Source organism: Streptococcus sp. A69 (genome assembly GCF_058556195.1).
The window spans coordinates 203,543-228,654 of sequence record NZ_JBZUJU010000002.1 but is presented as its reverse complement, the minus strand read 5'-3'; the positions used below and the strand labels follow the sequence as shown (position 1 = coordinate 228,654).

Genomic DNA, 25,112 nt, shown 5'->3' with positions numbered 1-25,112 from the left:
TTATTTATCTATCAATTTGCCCATCAGACAAACATCTAAAAATATCCCTTCTGCTAAATAGGCTCCTCTTTCTTGCAAGCCTTCTGTGATAAATCCCATTTTTGAATAGAGGTGGATAGCAGCCTCGTTTCGTTTTTGTACACTGAGTTGCAAGCGGCGCAAGACACCACTGGCCTTAGCCCACTCGATGCCTTCTTCTAGAAGTATTGTAGCCAAGCCTTGGTTCCAAAATTTCTTGCGAACTGCTAGAAAAACATCTCCAATATGCCGAACTCTTAAATGTTGATCCGATGTGATATTTAAGATACCTGCAATCTCATCATTCAGTAAGGCGAGAAGAGTAATTTGATTCTCCGATGCAACTTGTTTTTCGATAAAAAGAGCCATTTCAGACGCTGTCATCATGATACCATTTTCATCTAGGCTAGTGAGGTCTGTTTCTTGACCGACACAATCTAAAAATGCAATCAAAGCTGTAGCATCTGAAGTCTCTGCCTCACGAATGCACAACTCATACTCCATCATGAAGCTCCTTGATGAGTTGTTCAGCCCGAGGGCCATGAGCCGTAAAATGAAGACAACGACCCTCTGCTTCTTTCAAAATTTCCAATTCCAAATAGGAATCTGGTAAATCCTCACCCAAAAGATGCCCCCACTCAATAACAGTCACACCGCCACCAAAGAGAAACTCATCCAAATCAATAGAATCAGCGTCCCCTTCGATACGGTAGACATCCAAATGGTAAAGTGGCAGACGCCCTTCATACTCTCTCACGATAGTATAAGTTGGACTTTTAATCATCTGACGGATATCCAAACCCTTAGCAAGGCCTTTTGTAAAGGTTGTTTTACCCGCACCCAACTCTCCCGTCAAGATCAGAACATCGTCTTTTTGAAGCAAATGACCTAATCTTTCTCCGAGAGCTAGAAGCTCTTTTTCATTTTTTGTGTACATGCTACTATTATACCAAAAAGTTTCCTTTTGTGTGAATTTTCTTTATAGACTTACTATGCTAAATTTACAGTTTTCCTTGCCTTTCTTAGAAAAAGGTAAAAATACAAATAACAAATAAAACATCGCGAATCACATGTCCATAAAATGAAATTTCCCTTTGCACGGATTTTGGAAAGAGGAAACGCGCACATAAAAAACCGAGACCGATATAAAGGAGAATGGAGGAGATTGTTACGGGATTTCTCAAGAAAATAATCGTGCCTAAAACGGAAATCACAACCGTTCTCTTCTTGTTCAGATGGTTGTCCATATCCCGAATATATTTATCAAAAGGTAAGAAAATCCATAGATCTACTCCCAGCAAGAAAAAGAATGAAGGCAAAAAGAGGTCAACCAGATCCTGCTGCAATTTGCTAGTAGTTTGGATGCTTTCTGTGAGAACCAGACAGGTTGCCAGAAGATTGACTACTAAAAGAAGGCTATAAACAAGGCTTACTTTCTTTTGAACACGCAAAATACTATGACTTTTCTGACCCAAGGTATGGAAGTAATTAATCCCGGCACAAAAGCCTGAAACTCCCACTATGAGAATTAAAAAATAGACATTTCCTTCTCTTAAAGATAAAAATGATTCCTTCCACAATAAACAACTTCCAAATAAAATTTGAGCGACAGCTAATAATAATAAAACACGAATTGATTTCATCATTTCCTTTTCTTCCTCCGTATAAGAAATTATACTCTGACAGGATTAGAAAATGATAAATGACTTCCAAAATGTCACATTAGGACGCTGAACGGTACAAAAAACAGTTCCGTCATTCACAGAACTGTTCTCTTCTAATCTAATCCCTAAACCAGAGAGCGATTTCTCGTTTAGCTGACTCTTCTGAATCTGATCCATGTACCACGTTTTGAATGGCTTGATTTTCTCCTGCCGCCTTAGCAAAATCTCCCCGGATGGTTCCTGGTAGTGCCTCTTCTGGACGAGTGGCCCCCATCATGTCACGCCAGCTTTCAATTACCTTGGGACCTGAAATGATTCCAACAATTATTGGGCCTGAGGTCATAAATTGACGGATAGGAGGATAAAAACTTTTTTCAACTAAGTCGCGATAGTGTTGGTCAATCAAATCTTCTGAAACTGTTGAACGTAACTCTAATTTTTTGAGTTTGAAACCACGTCGCTCAATTCTTTTCAAAACCTCGCCAACTAGACCTCTCTTCACACCATCTGGCTTAATGATAAAGAATGTTTGTTCCATATAAATCCCCTTGTCATTTTAGTTCTTCTATTCTACCACACTTTATGGAAAAATTGGAAAATTTTCTGAAACAAAGAAAAGAGAACCCGGAGGTTCTCTTATTTGCTTTTATTCTACAGTTTCTTCAGATTGGATTTCCACAGTTTCATCTACTGGAGTAAGTTCTGCCTCTTCTTGTTCAGGAGCCAGATATTCTGCGTCATTGATTGCCTGTGGTTCAAGGTTACGGTAGCGAGCCATACCAGTACCTGCTGGGATGATCTTACCGATGATAACATTTTCCTTAAGTCCAAGGAGATGGTCTTTCTTACCACGGATGGCTGCATCTGTAAGGACACGAGTTGTTTCCTGGAAGGAAGCCGCTGACAAGAAACTGTTTGTCTCAAGCGAGGCTTTGGTGATTCCCATAAGGACTGGGCGACCTGTCGCTGGGACTCCACCGGCGATAAGGACATCTTTGTTCGCATCTGTAAAATCGTTGATGTCTAAAAGGGTACCCATGAGAAGATCTGTATCACCTGGATCCATGACACGGACTTTACGGATCATTTGACGAACCATAACCTCGATGTGTTTGTCACCGATTTCTACCCCTTGGCTACGGTAAACTTTTTGGACTTCACCGAGAAGGTAAGTTTCAACTGACAAGACATCACGAACAGCAAGGAGATGTTTTGGTTGGATAGAACCCTCTGTCAATGCTGCACCACGAGAAACTTGGTCTCCAACTTCAACACGCATACGTGCTGTAAATGGAACGACATATTCTCCTTCGCCAGTTTCACCCTTAACAAAGACTTTCTTCGTACGAGTTGACGCGTCTTCTTCGATGGCTGTAACTTGTCCTTTGACCTCTGTAATAACCGCTTCCCCTTTTGGATTGCGGGCTTCAAAGATTTCTTGGACACGAGGAAGACCTTGAGTGATATCGGTATTTGAGGCAACCCCACCCGTGTGGAAAGTACGCATGGTAAGCTGTGTACCAGGTTCCCCGATAGATTGGGCAGCGATTGTACCAACTGCTTCCCCAACTTCAACCGCATCACCAGTCGCCAAGTTGATACCGTAACAGTGACGGCAGACTCCATGACGAGTGTTACATGTAAATACGGAACGGATAGTCACCTCTTCCACACCAGCATTGACAATCTCGCGCGCCTTGTCTTCTGTGATTAACTCATTTGGACCAATGATAACTTCGCCAGTTTCTGGGTGTTTAACAGTTTTCTTCGTGTAACGACCGTTGAGACGTTCTTCGAGTGACTCGATCATCTCTTTTCCTTCTGCGATAGAGCGGATTAAGAGACCACGGTCTGTTCCACAGTCGTCCTCACGGATGATAACATCTTGGGCAACGTCGACCAAACGACGAGTAAGATAACCTGAGTCGGCTGTCTTAAGGGCCGTATCGGTCATACCTTTACGGGCACCGTGAGTTGAGAAGAACATTTCGAGTACTGACAAACCTTCGCGGAAGTTTGAAAGGATTGGCAATTCCATGATACGTCCGTTCGGAGCGGCCATCAGACCACGCATACCGGCAAGTTGTGAGAAGTTCGAGATGTTACCACGGGCTCCTGAGTCCATCATCATAACGATTGGATTCTTCGGATCTTGGTTGTCGACCAAGCGTTTTTCCAATTTCTCACGAGCTGCACGCCATTCAGCTGTAACGGCATTGTAACGTTCATCATCAGTGATCAAACCACGACGGAACTGTTTTGTGATTTGCTCTACACGCTTATGAGATTCTTCGATGATTTCAGCCTTGTCTTCAACCACTGGGATATCAGCAATCCCCACTGTCAATCCAGCAAGTGTTGAATGATGGTAACCTAAGTTTTTCAATCGGTCCAAGAATGCAGAGGTTTCTGTTGTACGGAAACGTTTGAAAATCTCAGCGATGATATTTCCAAGGTTTTTCTTCTTGAATGGAGGATTGAGTTCAAGGTTGCGAATTGCTTCCTTGATATCGCCACCTAGTGGCAAGAAGTACTTAGCTGGGAGTCCTTCTGTCAAGTTCGCATTATTCGGTTCTTGCAAGTAAGGCAGACCCTCTGGCATGATGTCGTTGAAGAGGATTTTACCAACTGTTGTCAGCAAGACCTTGTGTTTTTGCTCTTCTGTCCATGGTTTGTTGAGGCTGTCTGTCGCGATACCAACACGTGAGTGGAGGTGAACATAACCATTACGGTAAGCCATAACAGCTTCATCACGGTCTTTGAAAACCATTCCTTCACCTTCACGACCAGCTTCTTCCATGGTCAAGTAGTAGTTCCCCAAAACCATATCCTGAGATGGAGTAACAACTGGTTTACCATCTTTCGGATTCAAGATGTGCTCAGCAGCAAGCATCAAGATACGAGCTTCTGCTTGAGCTTCTTCTGAAAGCGGTACGTGGATGGCCATTTGGTCCCCGTCAAAGTCGGCATTGTAGGCTTCACAGACAAGTGGGTGCAAGCGGAGGGCCTTACCATCAATCAAGACTGGCTCGAAAGCTTGGATACCCAAACGGTGAAGGGTCGGTGCGCGGTTCAAAAGCACTGGGTGTTCTTTGATTACTTCTTCAAGGATATCCCAGATACGTTCGTCTCCGCGTTCCACCAAGCGTTTAGCTGCTTTGACGTTTTGCACGATATCACGAGCGACGATTTCACGCATGACGAATGGTTTAAAGAGCTCAATAGCCATTTCACGTGGCACACCACATTGGTACATCTTAAGAGTTGGACCAACGGCGATAACGGAACGTCCTGAGAAGTCAACACGTTTACCGAGCAAGTTTTGACGGAAGCGTCCTTGTTTCCCTTTAAGCATGTGGCTCAATGATTTCAATGGACGGCTACCTGGTCCTGTGATCGGACGACCACGACGACCATTGTCAATCAAAGCATCAACCGCTTCTTGAAGCATACGCTTCTCATTCTGAACGATGATACCTGGTGCATTCAACTCAAGCAAACGAGCCAAACGGTTGTTACGGTTGATAACACGGCGGTAAAGGTCGTTCAAGTCAGATGAGGCAAAACGGCCACCATCCAACTGCAACATTGGACGAAGATCTGGTGGAATAACTGGAAGGATGTTGAGAACCATCCATTCAGGTTTGTTTCCAGACTTGTAAAAGGCATCCAAAACATCCAAACGACGGATGGCTTTGACACGTTTTTGTCCAGTAGCTGTTTTCAACTCTTCTTTGAGTTCAGCAATTTCTTTTTCAAGATCTACTTGTTTCAAAAGGTCTTGGATGGCTTCGGCACCCATCTTGGCAACGAATGATCCATAACCATATTCACGCAAGCGCTCACGGTATTCGCGCTCTGTCATGATAGACTTGTGCTCAAGTGGTGTATCCTTAGGATCAATCACCACATAAGCCGCAAAGTAGATCACTTCCTCGAGGGCACGAGGGCTCATATCAAGGGTCAACCCCATACGGCTTGGAATCCCCTTGAAATACCAGATGTGAGATACAGGAGCTTTCAACTCGATGTGTCCCATACGCTCACGACGAACTTTTGTACGCGTTACTTCAACCCCACAACGGTCACAAACAATCCCTCTGTAACGAATGCGTTTATACTTACCACAAGCACATTCCCAGTCTTTTGTAGGACCAAAGATGACTTCGTCAAAGAGTCCTTCACGTTCTGGTTTCAACGTACGGTAATTGATTGTTTCAGGTTTTTTGACTTCTCCATAAGACCATGAACGGACTTTGCTTGGAGAAGCTAGGGTGATTTGCATACTTTTAAAACGATTTACATCAACCACTATTTCTTCCCTTTCTATTCTAAGTGAACTGCTTATTCTTGTTCAGCAGTTTCTTCTGTTGCTTCCGCTTTTGTTGCTTTCTCTGCTTCTTCAGCTTCAAAGGCTGCTTTAGCCTCTTGGGCTGCTTTTTCGCGGGCTTTTTCAAGGTCATCTACGTGGATGACATCTTCGTCCATTCCTTCATCCAAGTCGCGAAGTTCCACTTCTTGGTCATCTTCGTCAAGGACACGCATGTCAAGACCAAGAGATTGCAATTCTTTCACAAGAACTCGGAATGATTCTGGAACACCTGGTTTTGGAATTGGTTTTCCTTTTGTGATAGCTTCATAAGCTCTCAAACGTCCGTTAATATCGTCAGACTTGTAAGTCAAGATTTCTTGAAGAACATTTGACGCACCGTAGGCTTCAAGAGCCCAAACCTCCATCTCACCGAAACGTTGTCCACCAAACTGAGCTTTACCTCCAAGTGGCTGTTGAGTAACGGTTGAGTAAGGCCCGACTGAACGCGCATGCAATTTATCATCAACCATGTGGTGGAGTTTGATCATGTACATGACACCAACTGATACACGGTTGTCAAATGGTTCACCAGTACGTCCATCATAAAGGATAGTCTTGGCATCGCTATCCATACCTGCTTCTTTGACAGTGTCCCAAAGGTCTTCCGAACTTGCTCCGTCAAAGACTGGTGTTGCGATGTGGATACCAAGAGTACGTGCTGCCATACCAAGGTGGAGCTCCATAACCTGACCGATATTCATACGTGATGGCACCCCAAGTGGGTTCAACATGATATCGACTGGAGTTCCATCTGGAAGGTAAGGCATGTCTTCTACAGGAACGATACGAGAGACAACCCCCTTGTTTCCGTGACGTCCGGCCATCTTATCTCCGACCTTGATCTTACGTTTTTGAGCAATGTAGACGCGAACTAGCATGTTAACGCCTGATTGCAACTCATCTCCATTTGCACGTGTAAAGATCTTGACATCACGAACGACACCATCGGCACCGTGTGGTACACGAAGAGAAGTATCACGCACTTCACGAGACTTGTCTCCAAAGATAGCGTGCAAGAGACGTTCTTCAGCTGAAAGGTCCTTTTCACCCTTAGGTGTGACTTTACCTACAAGGATGTCCCCTTCTTTAACCTCGGCACCAATACGGATAATTCCCATTTCGTCAAGGTTTTTAAGGGCATCTTCTCCAACGTTTGGAATTTCACGAGTAATTTCTTCAGGCCCAAGCTTTGTATCACGCGTTTCTGATTCGTATTCTTCGAGGTGGACAGATGTGTAGACATCGTCTTTCACCAAGCGTTCGCTCATGATAACGGCATCCTCGAAGTTGTAACCTTCCCAAGTCATGTAGGCAACGATTGGGTTTTGTCCAAGCGCCATTTCTCCTTTTTCCATAGAAGGTCCGTCAGCGATAAAGTCGCCTTTTTCAACGACATCCCCAACTTTAACGAGGGTACGTTGGTTGTAGGCAGTGCCTGAGTTTGAACGACGGAATTTTTGAACGTGGTAGACATCTAGGGAACCATCTTCACGGCGAACTTCTACCTTGTCCGCATCTGCGTAGGTAACTTTACCGTCATGCTGAGCAATAACCGCAGCTCCAGAGTCGTGAGCTGCTTGGTATTCCATACCAGTACCAACGTAAGGTGATTTTGGATCAATCAATGGCACAGCCTGACGTTGCATGTTGGCACCCATGAGGGCACGGTTGGAGTCATCGTTTTCCAAGAAAGGAATACATGCAGTCGCAACGGCAACTACCTGTTTTGGTGACACGTCCATGTAATCAACGACTTCTGCTGGATACTCTTGGTTGACCCCTTGGTGACGTCCCATGACAACTTTCTCAGCAAAAGTACCGTCTTCATTGAGGCGAGAGTTGGCCTGCGCTACAGTAAATTCATCTTCTTCATCGGCTGTCAACCAAACGATTTCGTTTGTGACTACACCTGTTTCACGGTCAACCTTACGGTATGGTGTTTGAACAAAACCATATTTGTTCAAGTGTCCGTAAGATGACAAGTTATTAATCAAACCGATGTTAGGTCCTTCAGGTGTCTCGATTGGACACATACGACCATAGTGAGTGTAGTGTACGTCACGGACTTCATATCCAGCGCGATCACGTGTCAACCCACCAGGTCCTAAGGCTGACAAACGACGTTTGTGTGATAGTTCTGATAGCGGGTTGTGTTGATCCATGAACTGTGACAACTGTGATGAACCAAAGAATTCTTTAACCGCAGCTGTTACAGGACGGATGTTAATGATTTGTTGCGGTGTCAAAACTTCATTGTCCTGAACAGACATACGCTCACGGACATTACGTTCCATACGAGAAAGTCCCAAACGTACTTGGTTGGCAAGCAATTCACCAACTGCACGGATACGACGGTTTCCAAGGTGGTCGATATCATCCACACGTCCGATACCTTCAGCCAAGTTGAGGAAGTAGCTCATCTCAGCAAGGATATCTGCAGGAGTTACAACACGAACCTTGTCATCTGGATTTGCATTCCCGATGATGGTTACAACACGATCTGGATCCGTTGGTGCAACAACCTTGAATTTTTGAAGGACAACCGGTTCTGTCAGGACAGCTGCATCATTTGGAATGTAGACAATCTTATTCAAGTCGCCGTCCAAATGGCTTTCAATGCTTTCAATCACACTACGAGTCATAACGGTTCCAGCTTCTACCAAGATTTCTCCCGTTTCAGGGTCTACCAATGGCTCCGCAATGGTTTGGTTGAGCAAGCGTGTCTTGATGTTCAATTTTTTATTAATCTTGTAACGACCAACGGCTGCTAAGTCATAGCGACGTGGATCAAAGAAACGTGCCACAAGCAAACTACGTGAGCTTTCAGCAGTTTTAGGCTCACCTGGACGAAGGCGTTCGTAAATTTCTTTCAAGGCTTCGTCTGTACGAGAGTCCATTGGATTCTTGTGGATATCTTTTTCAACGGTATTGCGAACCAATTCACTGTCACCAAAGATATCAAAGATTTCATCATCACCTGAGAAACCAAGCGCACGAACCAAGGTCGTAAATGGAATCTTACGAGTACGGTCGATACGAGTATAAGCGATGTCTTTTGAGTCGCTTTCAAGTTCCAACCAAGCTCCACGGTTAGGGATAACAGTAGAACCGTAACCTACTTTACCGTTCTTGTCTACTTTGTCATTAAAGTAAACACCTGGTGAGCGAACCAACTGAGAAACGATAATACGTTCACCACCATTGATGATGAAAGTACCCATCTCAGTCATGATTGGGAAATCACCAAAAAAGACTTCTTGAGTCTTGATTTCGCCTGTTTCTTTATTAATCAAGCGGAAGGTTACAAAAATTGGTGCTGAGTAGCTAGCATCGTGGATACGAGCTTCTTCGAGCGTATATTTTGGTTCCTTGATTTCATAGCCAACAAATTCCAACTCCATTGTGTCTGTGAAGTTTGAAATTGGCAATACATCTTCAAATACTTCCTTAAGTCCGTGGTCTAGGAAATCTTTGAATGAATCCGTTTGAATTTCAATCAAATTTGGTAAGTCAAGAACTTCTTTGATTCTTGAAAAACTACGACGGGTACGATGTTTCCCGTATTGAACGTCATGTCCTGCCAAGATGATTCTCCTTTGTAAATAAGTTCCAAGCCTTGTCGATCAGGCTTTTCTAATCGTCATATGGTTTTAAAAACCCCTATCACCGTGTCCCTTTGATGAATTTTCAGAATCTTTAAATCTTTGTTACAAACACTCAAAAACCTGAAAAAAAGCACAAAAAGAGCAGCTAAATCTGACTTTTTCAGAAGATTTAACTGCTGTGAGCCTTGTCTGGACAATATTTCAGACAAAACCTACGACAAATGATTATTCAAATTATACCTTATTTAGCTAGATTTTTCAAGGTTTTTTTACTATTTTTTAAACAATCTTTTCCTATAAAACGGTTTAAAATTTCAAAAGAATGAAGCATAAAATTTTCTTTTAAAAATTAGGAAAACGCTTGCACTAATGTTTACCTCATGCTATACTGTTAGGGAACAACTACATAAGGAGAATTGTGATGAAAAAGATCCCATCTCAAACTGAGAAAAAAATGATTTACGGTATTCGTTCCTTGAAAAATGGAACAAGCTCTGTCCTTATCGGTGCTAGCATTGTCCTGCTTTCTGCTGCAATGCCAACCATTTCGGCTAACGAAAACCTCCCTCAAGCTCAGGAAAATACTAGTGTTGTGGCTAAGGCTCCTACCGAGACTGAAGCAAGTCAAACACAAGAGCAAAGCCCCAATTCTGAGCAAAATAATGCAAACGCTTCCCTTGACACTAAAAAGGAAGCCCCATCAACTGACGCTCCTCTAGCAGCTGAAACAGCTAAAAAAGAAGAAGCTACTACAAGCCAGCCTAACAGCAAGGAAGAGAAAGTAGATACTCGCACTTCGACGCCAAGTTCTGATCAAAAACCTCAAGCAGACACTAGTTCTGAATCACCAATCGAAGACAACTACTTCCGCATCCATGTGAAAAAACTTCCTGAAGAAAACAAGGATTCTCAAGGCCTTTGGACTTGGGACGATGTTGAAAAACCTTCTGAAAACTGGCCCAATGGAGCCAAGTCCTTCAAGGATGCCAAGAAAGACGACTACGGCTATTACCTAGACGTCAAACTCAAAAATGAGCAAGCCAAGAAAGTCAGCTTCCTTATCAACAATACCAAGGGGGATAACCTGACAGGGGACCGTTCTGTAGAGCACCTCTCTCCAAAAATGAATGAGGCTTGGCTAGATGAAAACTACAAGGTATACAATTATCGACCTCAACCAGCAGGAACCGTCCGTGTCAACTACTACCGCACCGATGGCAACTATGACAAAAAATCTCTTTGGTATTGGGGCGATGTTAAAAACCCAAGCAGTGGAGAATGGCCTGACGGTACTGACTTTACCGCAACTGGAAAATATGGTCGTTACATTGATATTCCACTCAATGAAGCTGCAAGAGAATTCGGATTTTTATTACTAGACGAAAGCAAGAAGGGCGATGATGTGAAAATCAGAAAAGAAGATTATAAATTTACTGATCTAAAAAATCACAGTCAAATCTTCCTCAAAGATGATGACGAGACCATCTACACCAACCCCTACTATGTGCACGATATCCGCATGACTGGTGCCCAACATGTGGCCAAGTCTCGTATCGAAAGTAGCTTTTCTACCCTTGTTGGAGCTAAGAAAGACGATATTCTTAAACGCTCCAATATCACCGATCACCAAGGGAACAAAGTAACCATCACCGATATCGAAGTTGATGAGGCAGGTAAAAAAGTGACCTACATCGGCGACTTCTCTGACACACAACACCCTTACACAGTCAGCTACAATTCAGACCGCTTTACCACACGTTCAAGCTGGCGCCTCAAGGATGAATCCTACAGTTACGATGGTCCACTCGGCGCAACCCTAAAAGAAGATGGCAAGCGGGTCGACCTCACCCTCTGGTCTCCGAGTGCCGATAAGGTTTCCGTTGTCGTCTACGACAAGAAAGACCCTGAAAAGGTAGTCGGAACTGTCGCCCTTGAAAAAGGAGAAAAAGGAACCTGGAAACAAACTCTGGATGCAAACTCTGGTCTCGGTATCAGCAACTATACTGGCTACTACTACCACTACCAAATCGAGCGCCAAGGCAAAACTGTCCTCGTTCTTGACCCTTATGCCAAATCATTAGCGGCCTGGAACAGTGACCTAGCAAAAACAGATGCCGCTCATAAGATCGCTAAAGCTGCCTTTGTCGATCCAGCGAAGTTAGGTCCGCAAGACTTGACCTATGGGAAGATTCGCAACTTCAAATCTCGTGAAGATGCCGTCATCTATGAAGCTCATGTTCGTGACTTCACTTCGGATCCTGCCATCGCAAAAGACTTGACCAAACCATTCGGTACCTTCGAAGCCTTTATCGAAAAACTAGACTATCTCAAAGACTTGGGTGTGACCCACATCCAGCTCCTTCCAGTCTTGTCTTACTACTTTGTCAATGAATTGAAGAACCAAGAACGTTTGTCTGCCTACGCTTCAAGCAACAGCAACTACAACTGGGGATATGACCCTCAAAACTACTTCTCCTTGACTGGTATGTACTCTAGCGATCCTAAGGATCCAGAAAAACGAATCGCAGAATTTAAAAACCTCATCAACGAAATCCACAAACGTGGCATGGGGGCTATCTTGGATGTGGTCTACAACCATACTGCCAATGTTGACATTTTTGAGGATATTGAGCCAAACTACTATCACTTTATGGACGCAGACGGAACTCCACGTACTAACTTTGGTGGTGGACGCTTGGGGACAACCCACCATATGACCAAACGGCTCCTAGTTGACTCTATCAAATATCTAGTCGATACCTACAAAGTGGATGGTTTCCGTTTCGATATGATGGGAGACCATGATGCAGCTTCAATCGAAGAAGCTTACAAGGCTGCACGCGCACTTAATCCAAACCTAATCATGCTAGGCGAAGGTTGGAGAACCTATACTGGTGATGAAAATACGCCTGTACAACCTGCTGACCAAGATTGGATGAAGAAAACAGATACTGTCGCTGTCTTTTCAGACGACATCCGTAACAACCTCAAGTCTGGCTATCCAAACGAAGGTCAACCTGCCTTTATCACAGGTGGCAAACGCGATATCAATACCATCTTTAAAAATCTCATTGCCCAACCAACTAACTTTGAGGCTGACAATCCTGGAGATGTTATCCAGTATATCGCAGCCCATGATAACTTGACCCTCTTTGACATTATTGCTCAGTCTATCAAAAAAGACCCAAGCAAGGCGGAAAACTACGCTGAAATCCATCGTCGTTTGCGACTTGGAAACCTCATGGTCTTGACCGCCCAAGGAACACCGTTTATCCACTCTGGTCAGGAATACGGACGTACCAAACAATTCCTTGACCCAGCCTATAAGACTCCTGTCTCAGAGGATAAGGCTCCACACAAGTCTCACTTGTTACGTGACAAGGACGGCGAACCATTTATCTATCCTTACTTTATCCATGACTCTTACGACTCTAGTGATGCTGTCAACAAGTTTGATTGGACCAAGGCAACAGATGGCAAAGCCTATCCTGAAAATGTCAAGAGCCGTGACTACATGAAAGGCTTGATTGCCCTTCGTCAATCTACAGATGCCTTCCGACTCAAGAGTCTTCAAGACATCAAAGAACGCGTCCGCCTCATCACTGTCCCAGGACAAAATGGTGTTGAAAAAGAAGACGTGGTGATCGGCTACCAAATCACTGCTCCAAACGGTGATATCTACGCAGTCTTTGTCAATGCAGATGATAAGGCTCGTGAATTCAACTTAGGAACTGCCTTTGCTCACTTGAGAAAGGCTGAAGTTCTGGCAGATGAAAACCAAGCAGGACCAGTAGGAATCGCTAAACCTCAAGGTCTCGAATGGACTGAAAAAGGCTTAAAATTGAACGCTCTCACTGCCGTTGTTCTCCGCTTATCTCAAGGTGGTGCCATCGTTGCCCCAGCTGTGGAAGAAAAACCAGAATTTGATCTTTCTAGCTTAAAACAAGAACAAGGTCACAATAATGACCAAGACAATATTTCAAACCGAGTAGTCAAACCTGAACATCAAGATCCAGCTCCACAAGCTAGACCTGATTCTACTAAACTAGATAAAAAAGTAGCTGATGCAAAAGATAAACCTAGCCAAGCTACAACTGATTCACAAGCTACACAACTAGCACAAGAAGCATCTGTAAAAGAAGCTCTTCAAAACGGAGCAGTAGAAAACTCCAGCAAAGAGAATATACCTGCAACCCCAGCTAAACAAGCTGGACTTCCAAATACAGGAATCAAAAACGATAACAGACTCCTGTTTTCAGGAATCAGCCTCCTTGCGCTCCTTGGCCTCGGTTTCTTACTAAAAAACAAAAAAGAAAACTAAACTAGCCCTCCTATAGAAAAATCCCCCGAGCCTTAACGCACGGGGGATTGATTTTTTATATCCTAGGTTGTCAAATTAAGTTAGACTTTTCAAGTAACTCAGAAAAACTTGGTATGGTGATTGATAATTCAATGATTTCCTAGGAATTCTATTTCTTTTATCAGCTATAGCTGATAAATAATTTTGAGAAATATTCGTAAAATCCATTTATTTCGGAAGTCCATTTCGTCTTAATAAGCCATTAGAATGTTCATTGAGGCCTCGTTGACCAGGACATCCTGAATCCGCAAAGAAAATATCAATATCATGTGCATTCGAAATAGATTTCCAATTAGAAAATTATTTCCCACAATCAAAAGTTATCGACTTAAAGAGATGACTGGGAACTTGAGACAACCATTGATTGATGGAGGCCTCAATATCACTTGCTTTTTGTCCCTCAGTTTTCAGTGTGATGATGGCTTTTGAGAGGCATTCTACTAAGGTAATGATTGCTCTTCTGTGTTTTCTTGATAGTAAGCCTCTATCATTACAAGCTCGTTTGTAGTAAGATGAGTATAGGTCATTTATGTTAGTTCCTTTCAGACAAATGTGGTGGTTTATCTGAGCCTAACATAGATGGCTTTTTCTGTCTAACTTTTGGAGTGCAGTACAAAATGCTAAGAGTAGTGGCCACTTGCGAAGCATTTGGCTAGTAAAGGGTAGAAAGTACATGATTGTTTATAGAAGATTATATTCAAAATACGTAGACGATTACTATGATTACTTAAATCAGTTGGACACTGAAACTGATTTTATGATGTTTGAGCCCAAAGAGCGAGAGTTGAAAGTTGGTAAAGAGAAAATAGCAAGCTGGCTAATAAACTGGTAGCTATTGACAATCACAGAATCATTGGCCATATTTCAGCTGAGAAAGAGAAGGTTAATCGTACCGCCCACTTGGCTTATATTGTGCTAGGCGTGTTAAAAGATTATCGCGGACAAGGTATCGGAACAGAATTTTTCAAACGTTTAGATTTTTGGGTGCAAGAAAATAAAATAGTCCGTTTAGAGTTGAGCATAGAAACAAATAATGATGTGGCTATTCATCTATATCAAAAGAATGACTTTGAAGTTGAGGGAAGAAAAACTAAAACAATGTTGGTTAAAGGGCAATATAGAGATGAGTATGTCATGGCGAAAATCAATGAAATATTCTAATTAGCAAAGTAGGTAATAAAATGAGTATACAGCTAAAAAGCTTAGACAAAAATGATTTACTACCACTCTGACAACTTGGTTTTTGTCAGGAGAAGCCTATGTGGAAAGATTTTGATGCACCTTATTTTAATGATTATCAGGCTTTTTCGACTGTTGATGAATTTTTGTATAGTGATCGTGCGGCATCTTTCCTGAGCGACATTGCTGACGGGAAATTCGTCCTTCTTGCCTCAGATGCTAGCTATGCTAAAAAATCATGGTAGGGCTTGATTTTACCGGGAATTTCCTTGGATAAGGACAAGCAGATGACCTCGCTCAAGTGGGCCAAGGAAGAAAGCCAAGACCCCAACTGCCTGCAAGTCATTGCCAACCACGATACGGCAGTGGAGCCTGGTATCATTGAATTTTAAGTTCACACTCTTTTCTTAGGAAAGGAGCTTTTTTTGAAAATTCTTTAGACTTTCACTAGATTTTCCCAGTTGAAAAGAGTAGAATGAGGGAGGAGGTCAAAAAATGTCTACAATACAAACAATTTTTATCTATCTTATATTTGTTCTTATTGTGCTATCAGAAATATATATTAAACATCACACTAAAAAGAATAAGGCTGAACATTCAGCTGATGACGGAACACGCTATGTGATTATCGCTAGCGTCGTCTTGTCCTTGCTATCGGTTAATCTTGACAATCTAGCAGTTTTTCGTGTGGAACTACCAAGCATTTTTCTTTTTCTAGGTTTTCCTTTGGCTATCTTTGCCATAGCCTTGCGTCTGTATGCGGTCAACTACCTGGGCAAGGCTTTTACCTTAGCGGTGCAGACGACAGACCAGCAAAAGCTGGTAGATAGCGGACCTTATGCGGTTGTGAGAAATCCTGCCTATACAGGCAGCATCTTGTCCCTGCTAGGTTTGTCTCTCATCACACTGAATCTCTACAGTTTTCTCTTGTCTCTCTTAGTTTTGGTTGTTGGCTACGCTATTCGCTTACGAGTTGAGGAGAAGGTCCTAGGAGAGCATTTCGGGCAAGCCTATCAAGATTATTGTAGCAAGGTTAAATATCGAATTTTCCCTTTTATTTGGTAGGACAATATCAGAATACAACATCTTATGAGACGAATAGAAAAGAATGATTGAATGAGGGATTCGCTAGATATTCTAGCGGATTTTTTCTCATAATAAGATGTGAATAGTTATCAGAAAGTTCTATAATATAGGGAAGAAAGGGTTTTCAACAAATGATTTCCTGATAATTGGGGCTTCTCACACGGGGAAGACGCTTTTGGCGCAGAAAATACTAGAAGAGTTTGGTTATCCTTATTTATCAGTGGGTTTGCTGAAAATGGGTTTGATTAGAAGCGGGCAAACGGAGCTGACAGCGGCAGATAGCGACTTACTGACCGATTACTTGTGGTCTATTGTCAAAGAAATCATCAAGACAGCGCTTGAAAATCGGCAGCATTTGATTTTTGAAAACCCAAATTGTCAAATTAAGTTAGATTTTTCATGTAACTCAGAAAAACTTGGTATGGTGTTTATCTGAACCTAACATAGATGGCTTTTTCTGTCTAGCTTAATTTTACAAATTGGGATCTATAAAGAAAAAATCCCTGAAAAGCTTGATGTTACTAGCCTTTCAAAGATTCACTTTATTTTCATCTATTTTCCAAAAAGAAGCTGATATAGATTTTCTATCAAGCCGATTGAGTTTTTTTATATCCATCTTCATTCCCAAATTAAGTACATAATTTTATCCTAATACCAAATTACTACTGAAAAATTTATTTTTTCTCGATATTTCCTTGCACAAATCCCATGAAAACGCTACAATGTTAATAGACTATTATTAGGGGGATCGGATTATGAAAATATCCAAAGTTACTATTACAATTGCTTCTACACTTGCTTCCGTCATTTTACTGACTGGCTGTGGCACAAATTCGGCAAATTCACAGACAACACAAAGTAGTACATCTGACAATCAGGTTACAATGACCTATGATCAGTTGCGTTCAAGAGAGAACACTATGTCAACTCTTTGGTATCAAAAAGCAGCTGAAACCAAGGCACTCTATCTACAAGGTTACAATGTCGCTACTGATCGTTTGAAAGAACTACTAAAAACACAGACAGATAAACCCTACTCTATCGTTTTGGACTTGGACGAAACTGTATTAGACAATAGCCCTTATCAAGCGCAAAATGTCAAAGATGGAACAGCATTTACCCCAGAAAACTGGGATGTCTGGGTAAAAAAAGCCGCAGCCAAGGCTGTACCAGGTGCTAAAGACTTCCTCCAATTTGCAGACAAAAACGGTGTCCAAATTTACTATGTATCTGACCGCACGATAGATCAGGTGGATGATACGGTCAAAAACCTAGAAAACGAAGGAATTCCTGTACAAAGCCGCGATCATCTCATGTTCTTAGAAAAAGGCGTCAAATCTAAAGAAGGTCGTAGACAAGCAGTCCAAGAAAAAACCAACTTAGTCATGCTACTAGGAGACAATCTTGTGGACTTTGCAGAGTTTTCAAAGACCTCTGAAACTGAGCGCGACCAAAAATTAGAGGAATTACAAAAAGAGTTTGGTGAGAAATTCATCATTTTCCCTAACCCAATGTATGGATCATGGGAAAGCACTGTTTACAATGGTAATAAATTGGATGCCAAGGGTCAAACTGAAGAGCGCCAAAAAAACTTACAAGGGTTTGATAAATAAAATAAGGGAGCTATATACCAGTTTACACCAACCACAAGATATCGTATTTGTGAGAATATCAAAAAAAGACGATTTCCACTTGGATAATCGCCTTTTTTGCTATTTTATCTTGTACTTGGTATAAACTGGTATATATTCCACTAGATAGTATGCTCTACCCCTTGTACCACTTCCACCTGTTGCTGAATCCATGGGTGTTCCTCACCAATCGACTCAACTGATTGAATTTTTTATAACCCCTCTTTCATGGCAAAGTAAGAACGTACTTTGGGCGCCACTTGCGTGCCAAAGAGCTCAATAGCTCTCAGAACTTGATCATGAGGCATGGAACCAAGCGGTAGATGGAGCATAAAGCGGTCCAAACCTAAACCCTCAATCATGCGAATCAATTTTTCTGCCACCTGATCTGGATTGCCCACAAACATGGCACCATTTGGTCCAACCTGTTCAAGATATTGCTCATAACTCAATTCCTGCCAGTGTGGACGGTCTTTGGAAATTGCATCCACCACTTGCTTGGTCGGATGGAAATAATCTTTGACAGCCTGCTCGCCATCTTCAGCAATCCACCCCCAAGAATGAGCGCCCACTTTCAGGTCTTTATCCGCATGACCGGTTTCCCTACCAATCTCGCGATAAGCTTGAATCAGCTTTTTAAAATAACGCGGATTGCCACCGATAATGGCATATACAATCGGCAGCCCCGCCCGAGCAATCTTCACTGTTGACTCTACATGACCACCTGTCGCCACCCACAATGGCAATTTCCCCTGAACTGGACGAGGATAGACTCCTTTGTCAGAAATCGTTTGGGTCAATTGACCTTGCCAGTCTATCTTGGTCTTTTCATTGACTAACTGGAGCAAGTCCAATTTCTCATCAAAAAGTGCTTCGTAGTCTTTCAAGTCATAGCCAAACAGTGGAAAGGACTCGGTGAATGAACCACGCCCAGCCATAATCTCTGCCCGTCCATTTGACAAGGCATCAATGGTAGCATATTGTTGGAACAAGCGAATCGGATCCACACTCGAGAGAATGCTGACCGCACTAGTCAAACGAATCTTTTTGGTATTGACTGCCCCAGCTGCAAGAACAATCTCTGGCGCCGATACCGCAAAGTCCTCCCGATGATGCTCCCCCATCCCGTACACATCCAAACCAACCTTATCAGCCAGCTCAATTTCTGCCACCAACTGACGAATGCGTTCATCATGACTGTAAATCTGTCCAGTCGCCTCCAGAGCTGTTGTTTCACCAAATGTTGAAATTCCTAATTCTACCATCCTGTTTCCTCGCTATCTCTTTTAGTTTTTAGGGCATTTTATCACTAATTAGTTTTATTTTCAATGAATTTGCTCATTAGAAAAAGTCTAGATGAACTAGACTTTCTTGGTTTATTCTACTGTTACTGACTTAGCAAGGTTACGTGGTTTGTCCACATCAAGGCCACGGTGAAGTGTTGCAAAGTAAGCGACCAATTGTGTTGGCACGACCATCGAGATTGGTGAGAGGTAAGGGTGGACGGTCGTAAGGACGATATCATCGGTCTCTTTAGCAACATTTTCTTCTGCGATTGTAAGGACCTTGGCACCACGGGCTGCGACCTCTTGGATATTTCCACGAGTGTGGTTTGCAAGGACTGGATCTGACAAGAGGGCCAAGACAGGTGTTCCTTCTTCAATCAAGGCAATGGTTCCGTGCTTGAGTTCTCCTGCCGCAAAGCCTTCACACTGGATGTACGAAATCTCTTTGAGTTTGAGGCTGGCTTCCATGGCTACATAGTAGTCTTGACCACGTCCAATGTAAAAGGCATTGCGAGTGGTTTCAAGAAGATCACGAACTTTAGCATCGATCGTTTCTTTTTCTGAAAGGGTTGATTCGATAGACTGAGCTACGATTGACAATTCATGAACCAGGTCAAAGGCTTGGGCTTTGGCATTGCCGTTTGCTTCTCCGACTGCTTTTGCAAGAAAGGCAAGAGCTGCAATTTGTGCTGTGTAGGCCTTGGTTGATGCCACAGCAATTTCAGGACCCGCGTGAAGAAGCATAGTATGGTTGGCTTCACGAGAAAGAGTTGAACCTGGTACGTTTGTCACTGTCAAGCTTGGAATGCCCATTTCATTAGCTTTGACCAAAACTTGACGGCTGTCAGCTGTTTCACCAGACTGGCTGATAAAGATGAAGAGTGGTTTTTTGCTGAGAAGTGGCATCCCATAGCCCCACTCAGATGAAATTCCAAGTTCAACAGGTGTATCCGTCAATTCTTCCAGCATCTTCTTAGAAGCAAATCCTGCGTGGTAAGATGTTCCAGCTGCGAGGATATAGATGCGGTCTGCCTCTTGAACAGCCTTGATGATAGCTGGGTCAACGACAACTTGACCGGTCTCATCTGTGTAGGCTTGGATGAGTTTACGCATAACCGTTGGTTGCTCATCAATTTCCTTGAGCATGTAGTAAGGGTAAGTTCCCTTACCGATATCTGACAAGTCAAGCTCCGCAGTGTAGCTAGCACGTTCACGGCGATTGCCATCATAGTCTTGCACTTCGACGCTATCAGCCTTGACAATTACCAATTCTTGGTCATGGATTTCCATGTATTGGTTAGTTTCACGAATCATAGCCATAGCATCTGAGCATACCATGTTGTAGCCATCTCCAAGACCAATCAAAAGTGGTGATTTGTTCTTAGCGACATAGATGACATCTGGATTTTCAGAGTCAACCAAGGCAAAGGCATAGGAACCGCGGATGATGTGAAGGGCTTTTTTGAAGGCTTCAAGAACTGAGAGACCATCCTCTTCCGCAAATTTTCCAATCAAGTGAACGGCGATTTCCGTATCTGTTTGCCCCTTGAAGTGGTGACCTGCAAGGTATGCTTCCTTGATTTCAAGGTAGTTCTCAATCACGCCATTGTGCACCAAGACAAAACGTCCTGTCTCAGAGCGGTGTGGGTGAGCGTTATCTTCCGTTGGTTTACCATGAGTCGCCCAACGCGTATGTCCGATACCAGTTGTTCCCTCAACGCCAGCTGTCTTGGCAGACAATTCTGCGATACGACCGACAGCCTTGACTAGGTGATTTTCAGCACCACCTAGGACAAAAATCCCCGCAGAATCATAACCACGGTATTCGAGCTTTTCAAGCCCTTGAATCAAAATATCAGTTGCATTTGTGTTTCCAACAACACCAACAATTCCACACATAATATATACGACACAGACCAGCTGTGCTTTCTCCTTAAATTGGTATAGTCTGATTTCCCCTTTACAGAATCAGCAAAGACAGTATATACTTGTTTTTCTCACTTGTCAAGAAGAAAAATTGGTATAGTTTTTCTATCTGGTATTTTATCAGAATTTCACTTGATACCTGACAAGTCAGCATCAATTACTTATAATAAAAAGAGGAGGTATTTGCCATGTGGTTTTTCTTCGCACTTTTATCTGCTATCTTTGCAGCCTTAACATCAATTTTAGCCAAGATTGGGATCGAGGGTGTTCCATCCAATCTAGCAACTGCTATTCGTACGGTCGTCGTCATTCTTATGGCCTGGGCCATGGTTTTCTTGACCAATAGTCAGACCGAAATTGTCAACATCAGTAGAAAAAGTTGGCTCTTTCTCATCTTATCAGGCTTGGCCACTGGCGCCTCCTGGCTCTGCTACTACAAGGCCCTACAGATGGGCAATGCGACTGAGGTATCTGCTGTCGATAAATTCAGTCTCGTCATTACCCTCGTTCTAGCCTTTTTCTTCCTACAAGATATCCTGACGTTTAAAACAATTGTTGGCTGTATCCTGATTACGATCGGAACCTTGGTGATGATATTGTAATAAAAAGTGAGATGAACACCATCTCACTTTTTTTATTCTTAAAATCCATTATGGTCGCTGAGTTCTTTGAACCAGTGACCTGATTTCTTCAGGCGACGTTCCTGTGTTTCCAAGTCAAGCTCAACTAGACCATAGCGATTTTTATAGCTGTTGAGCCACGACCAGCAATCAATAAAGGTCCAGATTAAGTAACCCTTACAGTTGGCTCCGTCTTCAATGGCACGGTGGAGTTCACGAAGATGCCCTTTGACAAAGTCGATACGATAGTCGTCCTGAATCATGCCATTCTCACGGAATTTTTCTTCACCTTCAACACCCATGCCATTCTCTGTCAACATCCACTCAATATTACCATAGTTTTCCTTGATAATTTGGGCGATATCATAAATCCCCTGCTCGTAGATTTCCCAACCGCGGTGAGGATTGATTTTACGGCCCGGCATGATATAAGGCTCGTAAAAATGTTCTGGCAAGAGGGGACTGTCTGGATGTTTAGCAAAACGCGGCGCCATAACGCGCAAAGGTTGGTAGTAATTGACTCCAAGAAAGTCCACAGTATGATCGCGAATGAGCTCCAACTCTTCAGCTGTAGAATCCGGCAGCAAATCTTGCTCTGCTAAAATCTCTACTAACTCTTCTGGATAAGCTCCCAAGACAGACGGGTCTAGGAAAGATTGTGCTTGGAAGAGATCCGCAATGCGAGCAGCCTTGACATCCGCGGGGTGCTGGCTACGTGGGTAAGCTGGTGTCAAGTTAAGGACAATCCCAATCTTAGGATCAGGCAAAATCTCATGACAGGCCTTAACCGCAAGACTGCTAGCCAATTGCGTATGATAAGCAACCTTAACCGCCGCCTTAGCATCTACCTTGTGAGGATAATGGGCATCATAAAAATAACCAAATTCTATAGGAACGATGGGTTCATTGAAGGTAATCCATTGGTCCACCAAGTCACCATAAGTCTCAAAACAAAAACGAGCATAGTCTTCATAAGCCTTGACGGTTGTCTTATTTTCCCAACCATCCCCATCTTCTTGGAGGGCAAAAGGCAGGTCAAAGTGATAGAGATTGACTAAGAGACGAATTCCCTTGGCCTTAATGGCTTCAAAGACCTGACGATAAAAAGCCACCCCTTGTGGATTGACCTCTCCACGGCCTTGTGGGAAAATGCGAGACCACTGGATAGAAGTTCGGAAGGCTGTGTGACCAGTCTCTACCAGAAGCTCAATATCCTTTTCCCAGTTTTCATAGAAAGTCGATGTTTTGTCGGGTCCAATCCCATTGTAGTAGCGGTTTGGCTCCACCTGATACCAATAATCCCAGAGATTATCTCCCTTGCCATCATCTGGCACTCGTCCTTCTGTCTGTGGTCCAGAAGTGGAGGAACCCCAAACAAAATCCTTTGGAAATTTTAGCATTGTTATACCTCTTCGTTTACTCATTTTTCCCATTATACAGAAAAAACAAGGTAAAAACTAGTTACATTTTTGCCTTGTTTTTCTTCTGATTATAGTTTTTATTTCTTACTAAGGATTTCAAGCGTTTCGAGCAAGTTGTCTGCGTGAACTTCGATGGTGTCACCAGTCGCCTTAATCTTAACTTCTACAATGCCATCGGCTGCTTTCTTCCCAACAGTAATGCGAATCGGCAACCCAATCAAGTCGCTGTCGCTAAACTTCACTCCGACACGTTCGTTACGGTCATCTGTCAAGACTTCGTAACCAGCTTCCATCAAGTTGGATTCAAGTTTTTCTGTCAAGGCTTGCGCTTCTTCATCTTTGACATTGACAGTGATCAAGTGCACATCAAATGGTGCCAATTCTTTAGGGAAGTTAACCCCCCAAGCGTAACGGTATTCACCTTTTGGCGTTTTGTTAACAAAGAGGCGAGCGTGTTGCTCTATAACGGCTGAGAGGAGACGGCTAACACCAATACCGTAACATCCCATGATGATTGGCACAGCACGACCATTTTCATCCAAGACATCTGCTCCCATGCTTGCTGAGTAACGAGTTCCGAGTTTGAAGATGTGCCCAATTTCGATACCACGCGCAAAGTTAAGAACACCTTGTCCGTCTGGTGAAATTTCACCCTCACGAACTTCGCGAATGTCTACATATTCTGCAGTAAAGTCACGACCTGGGTTCACACCCGTCAAGTGGTAACCATCTTCGTTAGCCCCCACAACAGCATTGCGAACATCTTGCACCTTGCGGTCTGCAATGATTTTCACATTTTCTGGCAAACCAACTGGTCCTAGTGAACCAAAGTCTGCTGGGACGACACTTGCGACTTCTTCCTCGCTAGCAGCGTCAAAGAAATCTGCTCCCAAGTGATTTTTCAACTTGACTTCGTTAAGCTGGTCATTTCCAACTAGAAGGGCTGCAACAAGCTCCCCATCTGCCATGTAGAAGAGGGTTTTGATGGTTTGCTCTTCTGGCACGTTAAGGAAGGCTGCCACTTCATCGATTGATTTAACATCTGGTGTTGCAACACGAGTCACTTCTTCTTCGGTAACAACACGGTTGCTTGGTTTGTACTCGTTTGTTGCCATTTCTAAGTTAGCTGCATATCCAGACTCACTTGAGTAAGCAATGGTATCCTCACCAGAAACCATCCATTTGAGCAATTCTGACTTGATTTCTTCTTGCACTTCTGCAGGAATTTCATCAAATGAGGCAACTGATTTGTCTAAAACAACCCAGCGGTCGAGGTCTGTACGGGCTGGTGTGATGGCCATAAATTCTTGGCTATCCTTACCACCCATGGCGCCACCATCACCGATGATGGCCTTGAAGTCCAAGCCACTACGAGTGAAAATACGTTCGTAGGCTGCCTTGTACTCATCATAAGTCACATCCAAACTATCGTAATTAGCATGGAAACTATAACCATCTTTCATGATAAACTCACGTGTACGGAGAAGTCCGTTACGTGGACGTTTTTCATCACGGTATTTCGGTTGGATTTGGTAAAGGTTAAGTGGCAATTGCTTGTAAGATTTCACAGAGTCACGAACAATAGCTGTAAAAGTTTCTTCGTGTGTCGGACCTAGGATAAAGTCTGACTTTTCACGATTTTTCAGTTTATAAAGGTCTTCACCATAGGTTTCATAACGACCTGATTCGCGCCAGAGATCGGCACTGAGAAGGGCAGGAGCCAACATCTCAACAGCACCAATCTTATCAAACTCTTGGCGCATGATATTCTTAGCCTTTTCAATCACACGGTTAGCGAGTGGTAGGTAAGAATAAACACCAGCAGAAACTTGACGAACATAACCAGCACGCAACATAAGGGCGTGGCTGATAACTTGAGCATCGCTTGGCATTTCGCGAAGCGTTGGGATTAGCATTTTACTTTGTTTCATAATATTCCTCGAT

18 protein-coding genes and 2 pseudogenes are annotated in these 25,112 nt (G+C 43.1%); 9 read left to right on the top strand and 11 right to left on the bottom strand.

Annotation, left to right across the window (positions count from 1 at the left end; genetic code table 11):
• The 6 genes from AC4ME5_RS05160 to rpoB form a co-directional block, all read right to left on the bottom strand.
• Entirely contained in the window at window positions 1–522 is a 522-nt protein-coding gene (locus tag AC4ME5_RS05160) for a GNAT family N-acetyltransferase (protein ID WP_021164629.1), read from the bottom strand.
• Window positions 512–955, bottom strand: coding sequence for a tRNA (adenosine(37)-N6)-threonylcarbamoyltransferase complex ATPase subunit type 1 TsaE (gene tsaE / locus AC4ME5_RS05155; protein WP_007520747.1), 444 nt, complete (start codon window positions 953–955; stop codon window positions 512–514). Before tsaE ends, AC4ME5_RS05160 begins: the two co-directional genes overlap by 11 nt.
• Window positions 956–1,040: 85 nt before the next feature.
• Window positions 1,041–1,664 (bottom strand): hypothetical protein, encoded by a 624-nt coding sequence (locus tag AC4ME5_RS05150; protein WP_007520749.1) that lies wholly within the window; start codon window positions 1,662–1,664, stop codon window positions 1,041–1,043.
• Between the two features lie 136 nt (window positions 1,665–1,800).
• Window positions 1,801–2,220: a nucleoside-diphosphate kinase gene (gene ndk / locus AC4ME5_RS05145; protein WP_007520750.1), complete on the bottom strand. Its 420-nt coding sequence runs from the start codon at window positions 2,218–2,220 to the stop codon at window positions 1,801–1,803.
• 108 nt (window positions 2,221–2,328) lie between these two features.
• Window positions 2,329–5,994 carry a DNA-directed RNA polymerase subunit beta' gene (rpoC, locus tag AC4ME5_RS05140; protein ID WP_007520751.1) on the bottom strand — a complete coding sequence of 1,222 codons (3,666 nt, stop codon included), beginning with the start codon at window positions 5,992–5,994 and terminating at the stop codon, window positions 2,329–2,331.
• Window positions 5,995–6,026: 32 nt separating this feature from the next.
• A complete protein-coding gene (gene rpoB / locus AC4ME5_RS05135) occupies window positions 6,027–9,638 on the bottom strand; it encodes a DNA-directed RNA polymerase subunit beta (protein WP_491800268.1) in 3,612 nt (1,203 codons plus the stop codon).
• Between the two features lie 442 nt (window positions 9,639–10,080).
• On the opposite strand from rpoB, the gene AC4ME5_RS05130 reads away from it, so the two are divergent.
• Window positions 10,081–13,980 carry a pullulanase gene (locus tag AC4ME5_RS05130; RefSeq protein WP_491800267.1) on the top strand — a complete coding sequence of 1,300 codons (3,900 nt, stop codon included), beginning with the start codon at window positions 10,081–10,083 and terminating at the stop codon, window positions 13,978–13,980.
• Between the two features lie 75 nt (window positions 13,981–14,055).
• On the opposite strand, the pseudogene AC4ME5_RS05125 reads toward AC4ME5_RS05130, so the two are convergent.
• A pseudogene (locus AC4ME5_RS05125) lies at window positions 14,056–14,484 on the bottom strand (IS30 family transposase); the annotation flags it as partial.
• 208 nt (window positions 14,485–14,692) lie between these two features.
• Between AC4ME5_RS05125 and AC4ME5_RS05120 the strand changes: the two are divergent.
• The 7 genes and pseudogenes from AC4ME5_RS05120 (at window position 14,693) to AC4ME5_RS05090 (ending at window position 17,897) form a co-directional block, all read left to right on the top strand.
• Complete coding sequence (locus AC4ME5_RS05120; RefSeq protein ID WP_021164628.1) at window positions 14,693–14,851, top strand: hypothetical protein; 159 nt, start codon at window positions 14,693–14,695, stop codon at window positions 14,849–14,851.
• Window positions 14,833–15,180 (top strand): GNAT family N-acetyltransferase, encoded by a 348-nt coding sequence (locus AC4ME5_RS05115; RefSeq protein ID WP_318836556.1) that lies wholly within the window; start codon window positions 14,833–14,835, stop codon window positions 15,178–15,180. Before AC4ME5_RS05120 ends, AC4ME5_RS05115 begins: the two co-directional genes overlap by 19 nt.
• A 98-nt stretch (window positions 15,181–15,278) precedes the next feature.
• Window positions 15,279–15,443, top strand: a complete 165-nt coding sequence (locus tag AC4ME5_RS05110; RefSeq protein ID WP_021164627.1) for a hypothetical protein — start codon at window positions 15,279–15,281, stop codon at window positions 15,441–15,443.
• 3 nt (window positions 15,444–15,446) lie between these two features.
• Window positions 15,447–15,590, top strand: coding sequence for a phosphotransferase (locus AC4ME5_RS05105; RefSeq protein ID WP_080619106.1), 144 nt, complete (start codon window positions 15,447–15,449; stop codon window positions 15,588–15,590).
• A 103-nt stretch (window positions 15,591–15,693) separates the two neighbouring features.
• Complete coding sequence (locus AC4ME5_RS05100; protein WP_491800266.1) at window positions 15,694–16,263, top strand: methyltransferase family protein; 570 nt, start codon at window positions 15,694–15,696, stop codon at window positions 16,261–16,263.
• 160 nt (window positions 16,264–16,423) lie between these two features.
• Window positions 16,424–16,651, top strand: a pseudogene (locus tag AC4ME5_RS05095) (ATP-binding protein); the annotation flags it as partial.
• A gap of 388 nt (window positions 16,652–17,039) precedes the next feature.
• Entirely contained in the window at window positions 17,040–17,897 is an 858-nt protein-coding gene (locus AC4ME5_RS05090) for a 5'-nucleotidase, lipoprotein e(P4) family (protein WP_007520758.1), read from the top strand.
• A 230-nt stretch (window positions 17,898–18,127) separates the two neighbouring features.
• Here the strand turns inward: AC4ME5_RS05090 and AC4ME5_RS05085 are convergent, their stop codons facing one another.
• Together AC4ME5_RS05085 and glmS are read right to left on the bottom strand one after the other, a co-directional pair.
• Complete coding sequence (locus tag AC4ME5_RS05085; protein ID WP_491800265.1) at window positions 18,128–19,180, bottom strand: LLM class flavin-dependent oxidoreductase; 1,053 nt, start codon at window positions 19,178–19,180, stop codon at window positions 18,128–18,130.
• Between the two features lie 111 nt (window positions 19,181–19,291).
• Window positions 19,292–21,100, bottom strand: coding sequence for a glutamine--fructose-6-phosphate transaminase (isomerizing) (gene glmS / locus AC4ME5_RS05080; RefSeq protein ID WP_411866958.1), 1,809 nt, complete (start codon window positions 21,098–21,100; stop codon window positions 19,292–19,294).
• Window positions 21,101–21,315: 215 nt separating this feature from the next.
• Here glmS and AC4ME5_RS05075 point away from each other — a divergent pair, with 215 nt between their 5' ends.
• Complete coding sequence (locus AC4ME5_RS05075) at window positions 21,316–21,729, top strand: EamA family transporter (RefSeq protein WP_000264207.1); 414 nt, start codon at window positions 21,316–21,318, stop codon at window positions 21,727–21,729.
• 38 nt (window positions 21,730–21,767) lie between these two features.
• Here AC4ME5_RS05075 and AC4ME5_RS05070 read toward each other — a convergent pair whose 3' ends face one another.
• Together AC4ME5_RS05070 and AC4ME5_RS05065 are read right to left on the bottom strand one after the other, a co-directional pair.
• Window positions 21,768–23,147: a glycoside hydrolase family 1 protein gene (locus AC4ME5_RS05070; RefSeq protein WP_491800264.1), complete on the bottom strand. Its 1,380-nt coding sequence runs from the start codon at window positions 23,145–23,147 to the stop codon at window positions 21,768–21,770.
• 98 nt (window positions 23,148–23,245) lie between these two features.
• Window positions 23,246–25,099 carry a proline--tRNA ligase gene (locus tag AC4ME5_RS05065; protein ID WP_084939377.1) on the bottom strand — a complete coding sequence of 618 codons (1,854 nt, stop codon included), beginning with the start codon at window positions 25,097–25,099 and terminating at the stop codon, window positions 23,246–23,248.
• Window positions 25,100–25,112 lie beyond the last annotated feature (13 nt).